Below are 13468 nucleotides of genomic sequence, written 5' to 3' on the forward strand. Positions count from 1 at the left end.
CACCCGAGGGGCCCGCGGGGAACGCGGACGCCCCGGTCGCCACCGTGCTCCCGCTCGCACTCTCCGACGCGCCCGTTTCGCTCCTGGCGCGGAAGAATGGGGCCATGAGCCAGTCGAACGCCCAGGCAGAGGTCCAGCACGTACAGCCCTCCGTGGGCTCCATAGCCGCGCACCGCCCGCACACCGTGTCGGCCACCGTCTCCGACCTGGAACCCGACCTCGACGCGGATCTCGACGCGTACGAGGAGATCCCGGTCGACGGTGCCGCCCAGCTCCCGCAGGGTCGTTTCCTCGACCGTGAACGCAGCTGGCTCGCGTTCAACGAACGCGTCCTGGAACTCGCCGAGGACCCGAACACCCCCCTCCTCGAGCGTGCCAACTTCCTCGCGATCTTCGCCAGCAACCTGGACGAGTTCTTCATGGTCCGGGTGGCGGGCCTGAAGCGCCGTATCGCCACCGGCGTCGCCACCCGCTCGGCCTCCGGCCTCCAGCCGCGCGAGGTGCTGGAGATGATCTGGGCCCGCTCCCGCGAGCTGATGGCCCGGCACGCCGCCTGCTACCACGAGGACGTCGCCCCCGCGCTCGCGGAGGACGGCATCCACCTGGTCCGCTGGAACGAACTCCAGGAGAAGGAGCAGGCCCGCCTCTTCACCCTGTTCCGGCACCAGATCTTCCCGGTCCTCACCCCCCTCGCCGTCGACCCGGCGCACCCCTTCCCGTACATCTCGGGCCTCTCCCTGAACCTGGCCGTGATCGTCCGCAACCCGGTCAACGGCAAGCGGCACTTCGCCCGGGTCAAGGTCCCGCCGCTGCTGTCCCGCTTCCTGGAGTCCTCCCCCGGCCGCTACGTCCCCATCGAGGACGTCATCGCGGCCCACCTGGAAGAGCTCTTCCCGGGCATGGAGGTCCTGGAGCACCACACCTTCCGGGTCACCCGCAACGAGGACCTGGAGGTCGAGGAGGACGACGCCGAGAACCTCCTCCAGGCCCTGGAGAAGGAGCTCATGCGGCGCCGCTTCGGCCCGCCGGTCCGCCTGGAGGTCGAGGAGTCCATCGACCGCGAGGTCCTGGACCTCCTCGTGCGCGAGCTGAAGATCTCCGAGGCGGAGGTCTACCCGCTGCCCGGCCCCCTCGACCTCACCGGTCTCTTCCGCATCGCGGGCCTCGACCGCCCCGAGCTGAAGTACCGCAAGTTCGTCGCGGGCGTCCACCGCGACCTGGCCGAGGTCGAGTCGGCGTCCGCGCCCGACATCTTCGCGTCCCTGCGCGCCCGCGACGTCCTGCTGCACCACCCCTACGACTCCTTCTCGACCTCCGTCCAGGCCTTCCTCCAGCAGGCGGCCGACGACCCCGACGTCCTCGCCATCAAGCAGACCCTGTACCGCACGTCGGGCGACTCCCCGATCGTCGACGCCCTCATCGACGCCGCCGAGGCCGGCAAGCAGGTCCTCGTCCTGGTCGAGATCAAAGCCCGCTTCGACGAGCACGCCAACATCAAGTGGGCGCGCAAGCTGGAGGAGGCGGGCTGCCACGTCGTCTACGGCCTGGTCGGACTGAAGACCCACTGCAAGCTGTCCCTGGTGGTCCGTCAGGAAGGCGACACGCTTCGGCGGTACAGCCACGTCGGCACCGGGAACTACCACCCGAAGACGGCCCGGCTGTACGAGGACCTCGGCCTGCTCACCGCCGACCCGCAGGTCGGCGCGGACCTCTCCGACCTCTTCAACCGGCTGTCCGGCTACTCCCGCCGCGAGACCTACCGCCGCCTCCTGGTGGCCCCCAAGTCCCTTCGTGACGGCCTCATTTCCCGTGTGAACAAGGAAGTCCAGCACCACCGCGCAGGACGCCCGGCCTTCATCCGCATCAAGGTCAACTCCATGGTGGACGAGGCACTCATCGACTCGCTCTACCGCGCGTCCCAGGCGGGCGTACCCGTCGACGTCTGGGTGCGCGGCATCTGCGCGATCCGCCCCGGCGTCACCGGCATGTCCGAGAACGTCCGGGTCCGCTCGATCCTCGGCCGGTTCCTCGAACACTCCCGGGTCTTCGCCTTCGGCAACGGCGGCGAACCGGAGGTCTGGATCGGCAGCGCCGACATGATGCACCGCAACCTCGACCGCCGTATCGAGGCCTTGGTCCGCGTCACCGACCCGGCCCACCGGGCAGCCCTCAACCGGCTGTTGGAGACCGGCATGTCCGACACCACCGCGTCCTGGCACCTCGGCCCGGACGGCGAGTGGACTCGGCACGCCACGGACGCGGACGGCCAACCCCTGCGCAACGTCCAGGAGATGCTCATAGACGCCCGGAGGCGCCGGCGTGGCACAGCAACACCTTGAACCGACGGACCCGCTGGCCGGACCGGTAACCGGGGACGCCCTCGCGGGCTACCTGCGGTCCCAGGCCACGGAGTTCCTCCGAGCCCTGCGCCAGCACCGCGAAAGCGGAGCCCAGGCCCAGGGTCCGGAGGACCCCGTCGACGCGGCCCGGGCCCTGCGCCGCTCGGTCCGCCGCATCAGCGCCAGCCTCCACACCTTCCGACCTCTCCTGGACCCCGACTGGTCGGAGCACCTCCGTCCCGAACTGGCCTGGCTGTCCGGCACGTTGGGCATGGAGCACGCGTACGAGTCCCGCCTGGAACGCCTGTTGCTGGCCCTGCACAGGCTGTCGGGCGCGGTGTTTCCGGCGCAGACATCTGCTGTCGTCGGCGGAGCAACCCCCTCAGCGCCCACCCCCGACCGCGGCAACCTCACAGTGGGCGCGGCAAAGGCAGGCGCCCTCCTGGACCGCCAGCTCACCCTCGCCCGCACCCGAGCCCACAGCACCGCCCTCCAGGCCCTGGGCTCCTCCCGCTTCCACGCGGTCGCCGACAACATCGCCGTACTCGCCAGCGAAGTCCCCCTCACCCCCACGGCGAAGAACACCCCCCTCCACCCACACGCGACCGCGGCCGAGGAGCGCCTGGCGGACGCGGCGACCGCCCTCCCCCTGGTCACCGCGGGCCACCCCTACAACGCCGAGGCCCTCATCCACGGCCTCTCCCCCGACCCCTCCCCGCACCCCCAGGACGCCCCCTGGCACCAGGTCCGTCTCCTCCTGCGCCTGCACAGATACGCGCGCGAGGTCCTCTGCGGCACCAACCCCCCGGTGGAGGTAAGGCTCCTCACCGCGGGCCAGGCCCTGGACCGCCACCGCGACGCCTCGGAGGCCGCGGCGGCCGCCGCGGCGGCGGCCCGCACCCCCCGCATCGCCCCGGCCACCGCCTACGCCCTCGGCGTCCTGCACGCCGACCAGCGCCACGAGGTGGAGGCGGCCCGCTTCGCGTTCCAGCAGTGCTGGCAGAAACAGGCGGTGAGTACATGACTCGTCCCGATGACGACAACGACTCCGTCGTCCAGGCAGCCGGATGCGTCCTGTGGCGCCGCTCCCCGATCGACGGCGACCTCGAGATCTGCCTGGTCCACCGGCCGAAATACGACGACTGGTCGCATCCCAAGGGCAAGTTGAAGCGCGAGGAGGACGCCCTCACCGCCGCGCTGCGCGAGGTCGAGGAGGAGACGGGCTACACCGCCGAGCCCGGAACCGAGCTGCCCACCGTCCGCTACATGGCCAACGGCCGCCCCAAGCGGGTCCGTTACTGGGCGGCCGAGGCAACCAGCGGCCGCTTCACCCCGAACGACGAGGTGGACCGCATCCTGTGGCTCTCCCCCGCCGCGGCCCGCAGCCGCCTGACGCAGTACCGCGACCGCACCCTGATCGACGAGCTGCTGCCGCTGTAGGGCCTGCCCTAGCCCCCGGCAGCGTGTCCCTCCGCGTCCGCCCGCGCCTGGCTGCGCGCTCTGCGGGCCGGTCCGCGCCAGCCGCAGGCGCACCGGGCCAGACAGAAGCGGCCCTGTTCGACCATCTGCGTGTGATGGGCCGACCCGTCGGAGGGGGGTGGGGGGATCCTGTCCTGCTGTGCCACACCGACCACGTTACCCACCCCGGGTAAGGGACAGTCCGCGCGTGACGGTGCCCGCCCACCCGTCGTTAACGGCAGCGACAGGCAGTCCGTGGCGGACGTACCGGCTGGGGGTAGGCGGCGATGGCGGAGCGGCAGCACAGGCGGACCGGCGGGGCGGTCGTCGCGGCGGTGCTGGTGGCCGGTGCCACCGGCTGCTCGGGCGGCGGCACCACCCTGGACGACGCGCACGCGGCCGATCCGGTCGGGACCCTGCGCCGGGCCGCCGACACCCTGGTGGACGCGGGCAGTTCGAGGGCGCGTACGTCGATGGAGATGGCCACCGGAGGGACCCGGGTCACCATCCGCGGCGAGGGTGTGTACGACTACCGCGAGCGGCTCGGCCGGCTGAAGGTGATGCTGCCCCAGGACCCGGCCGGCACCAGCGAGCACCGGCCGATCACCGAACTCCTCGCCCCGGGGGCCCTGTTCATGAAGAACCGGGGTGCCGGTGTCCCCGCCGACAAGTGGGTGCGCGTCGACACCGCGGGCCTCGCCGACGGCAACCTCGTCACCGGCGGGGCCACCGACCCGCTCGCCGCCGCCGAGGTGCTGCGCGGGACCAGGACGGCGACGTACGTCGGCACGACCGAGCTCGCGGGGACCGAGGTGCGGCACTACCGGGGTACGGCCGACCTCGCCGCCGCGGCGAAGGGTGCCTCCGGCGCCAACAAGAGCGTCCTCGCGGCGGCGGCGAAAGGGTTCGCCACGGCCGCGGTGCCCTTCGACGTCTACCTCGACGAGCAGGGCCGCATCCGCAAGATCCGGCACCGGTTCAGCTTCGTCAACGGACAGCAGCCGGGCACCGTCGCGGTCGCATCGACGACCCTGCTGTTCGACTTCGGGGTGGCCGCGGACGTACGACTGCCGACCGCCCGGGACATCTACGCGGGCAAGATCGCCGAAGGGTGAGCAGCCGTGACGGGCGTCAAGAACTAGCCCGTCCGTGCCATGCGCGTTGTGTAGACCGCTCCCTACTCTAGGAAGTCGGTAACGGCAGAGAAGAGGTGATGCGCGTGGCTCCGGTCGGCGGTACGGCGGTGCAGGACCACGTGGCCCTCGCCGAGATCGAACTGTGCGGAGAGCTGATCATCGCGGCCTCGGCCGCGGACGACCGGCTCAGCCTGGAGAGCATCGACGAGGTGCTGAAAGTGGCCGAAGAACGCGCGAGCGCCCCCGGCTCGGTCGGATAACCGGCCGGGGGCGCCCGTCCCGTCGTAGCGGAAGTCCGGATGGGTCAGGTTCGCAGCAGGCGGCCGATCGCCTTCGTGGCCTCCTCGACCTTCGCGTCGATCTCGGCGCCGCCCTGCACGGCCGCGTCCGCGACGCAGTGCCGCAGGTGTTCCTCCAGGAGCTGCAGGGCGAAGGACTGCAGGGCCTTGGTGGAGGCGGACACCTGGGTGAGTATGTCGATGCAGTAGACGTCCTCGTCGACCATCCGCTGAAGGCCCCGGATCTGGCCCTCGATCCGGCGCAGGCGCTTGAGGTGTTCGTCCTTCTGCTTGTGGTACCCGTGGGTGGCGTTTTCGGCCACCGGCTCGGAGGGCGCCGTGGCGCCGGCCTCGGTCGTCGTCATCGCGTCCTCCAGATCCATACCCCTACCGGGTATATCGTACCGAACTTTGCTGGGTATAGGGCCCTTGGTATGCCCCCGTACGGATCACACTGCCTGATGGGCGACACTGGGAGACGGCCCATTAGCCGTGGCCGGATGATGCACCTAGCATCAGCCTGACCGAAACCGATGCACCCCGAGGACCCCTTGTGCGCTTTCGTCTGACCCCCAGGGAGACGAGCTTCTACGACATGTTCGCCGCCTCCGCGGACAACATCGTCACGGGCTCGAAGCTCCTGATGGAACTGCTCGGGGCGGACACCGCCGGCCGGGCCGAGATCGCAGAGCGTATGCGGGCCGCTGAACACGCCGGTGACGACGCCACTCACGCGATCTTCCACCAGCTGAACTCCTCGTTCATCACGCCGTTCGACCGTGAGGACATCTACAACCTGGCGTCCTCCCTCGACGACATCATGGACTTCATGGAGGAGGCCGTCGACCTGGTCGTCCTCTACAACGTCGAGGAACTGCCCAAGGGCGTCGAGCAGCAGATCGAGGTGCTGGCGCGGGCCGCCGAGCTCACCGCCGAGGCCATGCCGAACCTGCGGACCATGGACAACCTCACCGAGTACTGGATCGAGGTCAACCGGCTGGAGAACCAGGCCGACCAGATCCACCGCAAGCTGCTCGCCATGCTCTTCAACGGCAAGTACGAGGCCATCGAGGTGCTCAAGCTCAAGCAGATCGTGGATGTGCTCGAAGAGGCCGCCGACGCTTTCGAGCATGTGGCGAACACGGTGGAGACCATCGCCGTCAAGGAGTCCTGAGCCCTTCCATGGACACCTTCGCTCTGGTCGTGACCATCCTGGTCGCGCTCTTCTTCACGTACACCAACGGCTTCCACGACTCCGCGAACGCGATCGCGACCTCGGTGTCGACGCGGGCGCTCACCCCGCGCGCGGCGCTGGCGATGGCGGCGGTGATGAACCTGGCGGGCGCGTTCCTGGGCAACGAGGTCGCCAAGACGGTCAGCGAGGGGCTGATCGAGACCCCGCAGGGCTCGAAGGGGATGGGGATCCTCTTCGCGGCGCTCGTGGGCGCGATCGTCTGGAACCTGGTCACCTGGTACTTCGGCCTGCCCTCCTCGTCCTCCCACGCGCTCTTCGGCGGCCTGGTCGGGGCCGCGTTGGCGGGTGGCAGCGAGGTGATCTGGCACGGGGTGGTCGAGAAGGTCGTCATCCCGATGTTCGTGTCGCCCTTCGTCGGCCTGATCATCGGTTACCTGGTGATGACGGCCATCATGTGGATCTTCCGCCGGGCCAACCCGCACAAGGCCAAGCGCGGCTTCCGCATCGCGCAGACGGTGTCCGCGGCCGGCATGGCGCTCGGCCACGGTCTCCAGGACGCCCAGAAGACCATGGGCATCGTGGTGATGGCCCTGGTGATCTCCGGCCACCAGACGTACGGCGACCCGATCCCGTTCTGGGTGAAGATCGTCTGCGCGGTGATGCTGTCGCTGGGCACGTACGCGGGCGGCTGGCGCATCATGCGCACCCTGGGCCGGAAGATCATCGAGCTCGACCCCCCGCAGGGCTTCGCCGCCGAGACCACCGGTGCCGCGATCATGTTCACCACCGCGTACCTCTTCAAGGCGCCGGTCTCCACGACCCACGTCATCACCTCGGCGATCATGGGCGTCGGCGCCACGAAGCGAGTGAACGCGGTCCGCTGGGGCGTCGCCAAGAACATCGTCCTGGGCTGGTTCATCACGATGCCGGCCGCGGCGATCGTGGCCGCGTGCTCCTTCGGGATCGTGAACCTGGCGTTCCTGTAGGAACCGTGCACGTAAACGGGCCCGCCCCCGGGAATCCGGGGGCGGGCCCTCTGTGTCCTCGCGGTGGCACCGCCATGCAGCACCGCGAGGGGTTCGATACGGCCTAGCCGAAGCGGCCGGAGATGTAGTCCTCCGTGGCCTGCACCGACGGGTTGGAGAAGATGCGCTCCGTCTCGTCGATCTCGATCAGCTTGCCGGGCTGGCCCACGGCCGCCAGGTTGAAGAAGGCCGTGCGGTCGGAGACACGGGCGGCCTGCTGCATGTTGTGCGTCACGATGACGATCGTGAAGCGCTCCTTCAGCTCACCGATCAGGTCCTCGATGGCGAGGGTGGAGATCGGGTCGAGGGCCGAGCAGGGCTCGTCCATGAGCAGCACCTTGGGCTCCACCGCGATCGCGCGGGCGATGCACAGACGCTGCTGCTGACCACCGGACAGCCCCGAACCGGGCTTGTTCAGACGGTCCTTGACCTCGTTCCAGAGGTTCGCGCCCTTGAGGGACTTCTCGACCACGTCCGCCAGCTCGCTCTTCTTGTACGAGCCGTTCAGGCGCAGGCCCGCCGCCACGTTGTCGAAGATCGACATCGTGGGGAACGGGTTGGGGCGCTGGAAGACCATGCCGACCTCGCGGCGCACGGACACCGGGTCTATGCCCTGGCCGTACAGGTCCTCGTCGTCGAGGAGCACCTTGCCCTCGACCCGGCCGCCCGAGGTGACCTCGTGCATCCGGTTGAGCGTGCGCAGGAACGTCGACTTGCCGCAGCCGGAGGGGCCGATGAAGGCCGTCACCGAGCGGGGCTCGACGGTCATCGAGATGTCTTCGATCGCCTTGTGGGAGCCGTAGTAGGCGGTGAGCCCACTGACGTCGATTCGCTTGGCCATAACTACTTCACTTCCAGATCTCGGTCGCTGTATGGCCGCGTCAGCGACCGGTCTTCGGGGCCTTCCAGCGGGCGATGCCGCGGGCCACCAGGTTCAGGATCATCACGAAGGCGATCAGCGTCAGCGACGCCGCCCACGCACGGTCGTACGCCGCACCGGCGCCCGCGCTGTTCGCGTACTGCTGATAGATGTACAGCGGAAGCGACTGCTGCGCACCCTCGAAGGGGTTGGCGTTGATGAGCGAGTTCCCCCATACCAGCAGCAGCACCGGCGCCGTCTCACCCGCGATACGGGCGACCGCCAGCATGATGCCGGTGGTGATGCCACCGATGGAGGTCGGGATGACCACCTTCAGGATGGTGCGCCACTTCGGGATGCCGAGCGCCAGGGACGCCTCGCGCAGCTCGTTCGGGACGAGCTTGAGCATCTCCTCCGTGGAGCGCACGACCACCGGCATCATCAGGATGGCCAGGGCGAGCGAGCCGGCGAAGCCGAAGGGCTGCATGTCGAAGGCCAGCATGATCGCCAGGATGAACAGACCCGCGACGATCGACGGGATACCCGTCATGACGTCGACGAAGAAGGTGACGGCCTTGGCGAGCTTGCCGCGCCCGTACTCCACCAGGTAGACGGCGGTGAGCACACCGATCGGCGCCGCGATCACCGTGGCGAGACCGACCTGCTCCAGACTGCCGAGGATGGCGTGGTAGATGCCGCCGCCCGGCTCGTCGTCGGAGACCAGACCCATCGAGTGGCTCAGGAAGTAGAAGTCGAGGACCTTCACACCGCGCGAGACGGTCGACCACACCAGGGAGACCAGCGGGACGACGGCGAGCAGGAAGGCGACCCAGACCAACGCGGTCGCGACCCGGTCCTTGGCCTGGCGGCGGCCCTCCACACGGGCGGCGATGACGTACGTGCCGAGGACGAACAGCAGCCCGGCGATCAGGGCCCACTGGATGCTGCTGTCCAGACCGGCGGCCGCGCTGATGCCGAGGCCGAGGGCGACGGAGCCGACGGCGATGGCGTACGGGGACCACTTGGGCAGGCTGGCGCCGCGCAGGGTGCTGGGGCGCTTCTCGGTGATTGCGGTGCTCATGCGTTGGCCCCCGAGTACTCCTTGCGGCGGGCGATGATCATGCGGGCCGCGCCGTTGACCAGCAGGGTGATGACGAACAGGACCAGACCGGAGGCGATCAGCGCGTCCCGGCCCGTCTCGCTGGCCTCACCGAACTTGCTGGCGATGTTCTGGGCGAAGGTGCCGCCGCCCGGGTCGAGCAGGCTGGCCTGGATGTCGAAGGACGGCGAGAGCACGGTGGCCACGGCCATCGTCTCGCCGAGCGCACGGCCGAGACCGAGCATCGACGCGGAGATCACACCGGAGCGGCCGAAGGGGATCACCGCCATGCGGATGACCTCCCAGCGGGTGGCGCCGAGCGCCAGGGCCGCCTCCTCGTGCATCTGCGGGACCTGGCGGAAGACCTCGCGGCTCACGTTGGTGATGATCGGCAGGATCATGATCGCGAGCAGGATGCCGACGGTCAGCATCGAGCGCGGCGCGCCCTGCTGCCAGGAGAAGATGCCGGTCCAGCCGAGGTAGTCGTTCAGCCAGCCGTACAGGCCGTTCATGTGCGGTACGAGGATCAGGGCGCCCCAGAGGCCGTACACGATGGACGGCACGGCGGCGAGCAGGTCGATCACGTAGGCGATCGGGCCGCTCAGCCTGCGGGGGGCGTAGTGCGTGAGGAACAACGCGATGGCGACCGCGATCGGGACCGCGATGACCATGGCGATGATCGAGGAGACGATCGTGCCGAAGGCGAGCACGGCGATGCCGAACTTCGGCGGGACGAGCTGCGTGTTCCACTCGAACGCGGTGAAGAAGTTGGCGTCGTCCTTGCTGATCGCCAGCGAGGCGCGCCAGGCGAGGAAGGCCGCGATCGCGGCCATGATCACCAGCAGCAGGATGCCCGACCCGCGGGAGAGACCGAGGAAGATCCGGTCACCGGGTCGGGTGGCGCCACGGGCCGCGCGCTTCTGCTCGGCCTCGGTCGGTTGGGGAGTGGGGGGAGGAGCGTCTGTTATCTGTGTGGTGTCCATCGGGTTCTCCGGTCTGCTGAGCCGCACATGTCGTACGGCTCCTGGCGGCGGTGCACCGGACGGTGCGGTCCGGCCCGGGTCCCTCGAAGCGGGTCCCGGGCCGGACCACACGCTCAGGTCAGCTCAGGCTCTCGATGGTGGTGCGAACCTTGGCGATGATGTCCTCGGGGATCGGCGCGTAGTCGTTGTCCGCGAGGACCTTCTGGCCGTCCTCGGAGGCGGTGTAGCGCAGGAACGCCTTGGTGGCGGCCAGGGTGTCGGACTTGTTGCCCTTGTCGCAGACGATCTCGTACGTGACGAGGACCATCGGGTAGGCACCGTCGGCCTTGGTCGCGTAGTTGAGCTTCAGCGCCAGGTCGGAGCCGGTGCCGACGACCTTGGCGTCCGCGATGGCCTTGGTGGCGTTGTCGACGGTGGGCTCGACCGGGGCGGAGGCGCCGGTGTCGATGCTGACCGGCGTGATGCCGTCCTTGGCGTAGGAGAGCTCGAAGTAACCGATGGCGCCGTTGGTCTGCTTGACCTGCTGGGCCACACCGGAGGACTGCGCGGCGGACTGGCCGCCCTTGGCCTGCCAGGTCTTGCCGCCTTCGTAGGGCCAGTCGCTCTTGGCGGTGGCGATCAGGTACTTGGTGAAGTTGTCCGTGGTGCCGGAGTCGTCCGAGCGGTGGAACGCCTGGATCTTCAGGTCCGGCAGGTTCACGCCCGGGTTCAGTGCCTTGATGGCCGGGTCGTTCCACTTGGTGATCTTGGCGTCGAAGATCTTGGCGATGGTGGGCGCGTCCAGCGTGAGCTTGTCGACACCGGAGATGTTGATGCCGAGGGCGATCGGGCCGCCGACCATCGGGAGGTCGATGCCCTGGCCGCCGGAGCAGACCTTCTTGGAGGCCGTGACCTCTTCGGGCTTCAGCGCGGAGTCGGAACCGGCGAAGGCGACCTGGCCGTTGGTGAACGCGGTGACGCCGGCGCCGGAGCCGCTGCCCTTGTAGTTGATCTGGACACCACAGGCGGCGGTGAACTGCTTGACCCAGGCGTCGATCGCGTTCTTCTGCGCGGAAGAGCCGTCGGCGAGCAGCTGGCCCTTGGCGTCGTCGCACTTGATGTTGCCGGCGGCCGCGGTGGCAGACGCGCTGCTGCCACCGCCGCCGCTGGTGTCGTCCGAGCCGCACGCCGTGAGGGCCAGGGCGCCGGAGACGGCGAGAGCACCGAAGGCGAGGGCCCGCCGGTTCTTGCGCTGAAGCTTCACTTGAGTTCCTTCCGGGAGCCGCCGTCCTGAATCCGGCGGCGTGCGCGAAGTCTGAGTGATACGGATGCGCATTCGAGGCACACCACGCATCGCGTAAGGCCGAAATTAGGCAGATCAGGTGAAGGCGCCTATGGCCGGAAGTGAACGGAGGGTGAACCCCTGCGAAAGGTGCGGTGAGGTCACGGAACGCTTACGTCGAGGGCACAGTGTGATTCCGGAACCCACCAGGGAACCCTCACACCCACAGTCCCGTCTCGTTCCACGGAAGCCGACGAGGCCGACGAAAGGCACGGACACATGGAACGGCGCACGTTCATCGGAGGCGGCGCGGCCGCGATCGCGGCGGTGGCGACGGCCGCCTGCGACGGCGGCGGAAGCGCCGGCGCCACACAGAGCACCTTCGGCCAGGCCCTCTCCTCCCGTACGCCCACCGCGGCCGCCGCGAACTGGTCGGCCCTCGCCCGCGGCCTGGACGGCACCCTGGTCCGCCCCGGTGACTCGGACTGGACGACCGCCCGACAGCTGTACAACACCCGCTTCGACTCGCTGAAGCCGGCCGCCGTCGCGTACGTGGCGAACGCGGACGACATCCACACCACCCTCGCATACGCCCACGCCCACGGCATCCGGGTGGCGATCCGCAACGGCGGCCACTCCTACGCCGGCTGGTCCTCGGGAAACAACCGGCTGATCGTCGATGTCTCCGAGCTGAACCGGGTGCGCGCCTCGGGCGGCACCGCCGTGGTCGGCGCGGGCGCCAAGCTGATCGACGTCTACCGGGCCCTGACCGCGAAGGGCGTGACGATCCCGGCGGGCTCGTGTCCGACCGTCGGCATCTCCGGTCTCACCCTGGGCGGCGGCCACGGCGTGGCCTCCCGGGCGTACGGCCTGACCTGCGACAGCCTCACCCGGGCCACGCTGATCACCGCCGACGGCAAGGAAGTGGTCGCCGACGCGTCCACCCACAAGGACCTCTTCTGGGCCCTGCGCGGCGCGGGCAACGGCAACTTCGGCGTGGTGACCGAACTGCACTTCAGGACCCACCCGGCCCCGCAGGGCGTCACCGCGTACGCGACCTGGCCGTGGTCGAAGGCGGCCGCCGTGGTCAGGGCCTGGCAGGAGTGGGGTCCCACGCAGCCCGACGAGATCTGGTCGTCCTGCCACCTGGAGAACGGCGGCTCGCCCTCCGTGGCGGTCGCGGCCTTCTCCCTGGGCACCTACGGCGAACTCCAGAACGCCCTCGACCGCCTGGCCGACCGGATCGGCTCACCGGCCCGCAGCGTGACGCTCCGCCGGCACTCCTACGAGAGCGCGATGGAGGCGTACGCGGGCTGCTCGTCCTTCTCCACGGACGCCAAGTGCCATCTGCCCGGCTCCACCCCCGGCCGCTCCCCCCAGGGCGCCCTGGGCCGCGAGACGTACGCGGCCCACTCGGACTTCTTCGACCGCTCGATCCCGGCGGCCGGCATCCAGACCCTGCTGAGGCAGATCTCCGCGGTCCGGGGCGGCTCGGGCAGCATCGCCCTGACCGCCCTCGGCGGAGCGGTCAACCGCGTCTCCCCCACGGCCACGGCCTTCGTCCACCGCCGCTCCCGCATGCTGGCCCAGTACATCGCGTCCTGGCGGGCGGGCACGACGGGCACGACGGCCCAGTCCTGGCTGACAGCAGCGCACAACGCGATGCGGCCCTACGCCTCGGGAGCGGCCTACCAGAACTACACGGACCCGACACTGAAGGACTGGCGGAAGGCGTATTACGGCGACGCGGCGACAAAGCTGGCGAAGGTGAAGAGGCAGTACGACCCGCAGGGGTTCTTCAGCTACCCACAGTCCCTGTAGCTGTTTTCAGGGGC

13 protein-coding genes are annotated in these 13468 nt (G+C 69.5%); 8 read left to right on the plus strand and 5 right to left on the minus strand.

Going from position 1 to position 13468, the window contains the following annotated elements:
* Positions 1 to 104: 104 nt before the first annotated feature.
* From AB0D34_RS24655 to AB0D34_RS24675, 5 genes are all read left to right on the plus strand, one after another.
* Positions 105 to 2339 (plus strand): RNA degradosome polyphosphate kinase, encoded by a 2235-nt coding sequence (locus AB0D34_RS24655; protein ID WP_362664765.1) that lies wholly within the window; start codon positions 105 to 107, stop codon positions 2337 to 2339.
* Complete coding sequence (locus AB0D34_RS24660; protein ID WP_362664767.1) at positions 2320 to 3363, plus strand: CHAD domain-containing protein; 1044 nt, start codon at positions 2320 to 2322, stop codon at positions 3361 to 3363. The genes AB0D34_RS24655 and AB0D34_RS24660 overlap by 20 nt, the downstream gene beginning before the upstream one ends.
* Positions 3360 to 3779 carry an NUDIX hydrolase gene (locus AB0D34_RS24665; protein WP_362664769.1) on the plus strand — a complete coding sequence of 140 codons (420 nt, stop codon included), beginning with the start codon at positions 3360 to 3362 and terminating at the stop codon, positions 3777 to 3779. The genes AB0D34_RS24660 and AB0D34_RS24665 overlap by 4 nt, the downstream gene beginning before the upstream one ends.
* 305 nt (positions 3780 to 4084) lie before the next feature.
* The gene (locus tag AB0D34_RS24670) at positions 4085 to 4912 is read left to right on the plus strand and encodes a hypothetical protein (protein WP_362664771.1); all 828 of its coding nucleotides are present in this window, start codon (positions 4085 to 4087) and stop codon (positions 4910 to 4912) included.
* Between the two features lie 98 nt (positions 4913 to 5010).
* The gene (locus tag AB0D34_RS24675; protein ID WP_362664773.1) at positions 5011 to 5193 is read left to right on the plus strand and encodes a hypothetical protein; all 183 of its coding nucleotides are present in this window, start codon (positions 5011 to 5013) and stop codon (positions 5191 to 5193) included.
* Between the two features lie 44 nt (positions 5194 to 5237).
* Here the strand turns inward: AB0D34_RS24675 and AB0D34_RS24680 are convergent, their stop codons facing one another.
* On the minus strand, positions 5238 to 5576 hold the full coding sequence (locus AB0D34_RS24680) for a metal-sensitive transcriptional regulator (protein ID WP_362664774.1): 339 nt from the start codon (positions 5574 to 5576) through the stop codon (positions 5238 to 5240).
* 188 nt (positions 5577 to 5764) lie between these two features.
* On the opposite strand from AB0D34_RS24680, the gene AB0D34_RS24685 reads away from it, so the two are divergent.
* Complete coding sequence (locus AB0D34_RS24685; RefSeq protein WP_030043659.1) at positions 5765 to 6385, plus strand: DUF47 family protein; 621 nt, start codon at positions 5765 to 5767, stop codon at positions 6383 to 6385.
* Positions 6386 to 6393: 8 nt separating this feature from the next.
* On the plus strand, positions 6394 to 7392 hold the full coding sequence (locus AB0D34_RS24690) for an inorganic phosphate transporter (protein ID WP_362664777.1): 999 nt from the start codon (positions 6394 to 6396) through the stop codon (positions 7390 to 7392).
* Positions 7393 to 7495: 103 nt separating this feature from the next.
* Here the strand turns inward: AB0D34_RS24690 and pstB are convergent, their stop codons facing one another.
* From pstB to pstS, 4 genes are all read right to left on the minus strand, one after another.
* Positions 7496 to 8272, minus strand: a complete 777-nt coding sequence (gene pstB, locus AB0D34_RS24695) for a phosphate ABC transporter ATP-binding protein PstB (protein WP_352391660.1) — start codon at positions 8270 to 8272, stop codon at positions 7496 to 7498.
* A gap of 40 nt (positions 8273 to 8312) precedes the next feature.
* The gene (pstA, locus tag AB0D34_RS24700; RefSeq protein WP_362664779.1) at positions 8313 to 9371 is read right to left on the minus strand and encodes a phosphate ABC transporter permease PstA; all 1059 of its coding nucleotides are present in this window, start codon (positions 9369 to 9371) and stop codon (positions 8313 to 8315) included.
* The gene (pstC, locus tag AB0D34_RS24705) at positions 9368 to 10372 is read right to left on the minus strand and encodes a phosphate ABC transporter permease subunit PstC (protein WP_362664781.1); all 1005 of its coding nucleotides are present in this window, start codon (positions 10370 to 10372) and stop codon (positions 9368 to 9370) included. Before pstC ends, pstA begins: the two co-directional genes overlap by 4 nt.
* 118 nt (positions 10373 to 10490) lie before the next feature.
* Positions 10491 to 11615, minus strand: coding sequence for a phosphate ABC transporter substrate-binding protein PstS (gene pstS / locus AB0D34_RS24710; RefSeq protein ID WP_362664783.1), 1125 nt, complete (start codon positions 11613 to 11615; stop codon positions 10491 to 10493).
* Positions 11616 to 11912: 297 nt separating this feature from the next.
* On the opposite strand from pstS, the gene AB0D34_RS24715 reads away from it, so the two are divergent.
* Positions 11913 to 13454 carry an FAD-binding oxidoreductase gene (locus AB0D34_RS24715; protein WP_362664785.1) on the plus strand — a complete coding sequence of 514 codons (1542 nt, stop codon included), beginning with the start codon at positions 11913 to 11915 and terminating at the stop codon, positions 13452 to 13454.
* The last annotated feature ends 14 nt before the right edge of the window (positions 13455 to 13468 follow it).

The organism is Streptomyces sp. NPDC048420 (assembly GCF_040651535.1).
Lineage (GTDB): Bacteria > Actinomycetota > Actinomycetes > Streptomycetales > Streptomycetaceae > Streptomyces.

What these genes read in the sequence shown, in the direction of transcription:
- pstC (WP_362664781.1), bottom strand. Translation starts at nt 10,372, where the DNA reads ATGGACACCACACAGATAACAGACGCTCCTCCCCCCACTCCCCAACCG.
- pstB (WP_352391660.1), bottom strand. Translation starts at nt 8,272, where the DNA reads ATGGCCAAGCGAATCGACGTCAGTGGGCTCACCGCCTACTACGGCTCC.
- AB0D34_RS24680 (WP_362664774.1), bottom strand. Translation starts at nt 5,576, where the DNA reads ATGACGACGACCGAGGCCGGCGCCACGGCGCCCTCCGAGCCGGTGGCC.
- AB0D34_RS24655 (WP_362664765.1), top strand. Translation starts at nt 105, where the DNA reads ATGAGCCAGTCGAACGCCCAGGCAGAGGTCCAGCACGTACAGCCCTCC.
- AB0D34_RS24690 (WP_362664777.1), top strand. Translation starts at nt 6,394, where the DNA reads ATGGACACCTTCGCTCTGGTCGTGACCATCCTGGTCGCGCTCTTCTTC.
- AB0D34_RS24675 (WP_362664773.1), top strand. Translation starts at nt 5,011, where the DNA reads ATGCGCGTGGCTCCGGTCGGCGGTACGGCGGTGCAGGACCACGTGGCC.
- pstA (WP_362664779.1), bottom strand. Translation starts at nt 9,371, where the DNA reads ATGAGCACCGCAATCACCGAGAAGCGCCCCAGCACCCTGCGCGGCGCC.
- AB0D34_RS24715 (WP_362664785.1), top strand. Translation starts at nt 11,913, where the DNA reads ATGGAACGGCGCACGTTCATCGGAGGCGGCGCGGCCGCGATCGCGGCG.
- AB0D34_RS24665 (WP_362664769.1), top strand. Translation starts at nt 3,360, where the DNA reads ATGACTCGTCCCGATGACGACAACGACTCCGTCGTCCAGGCAGCCGGA.
- AB0D34_RS24670 (WP_362664771.1), top strand. Translation starts at nt 4,085, where the DNA reads ATGGCGGAGCGGCAGCACAGGCGGACCGGCGGGGCGGTCGTCGCGGCG.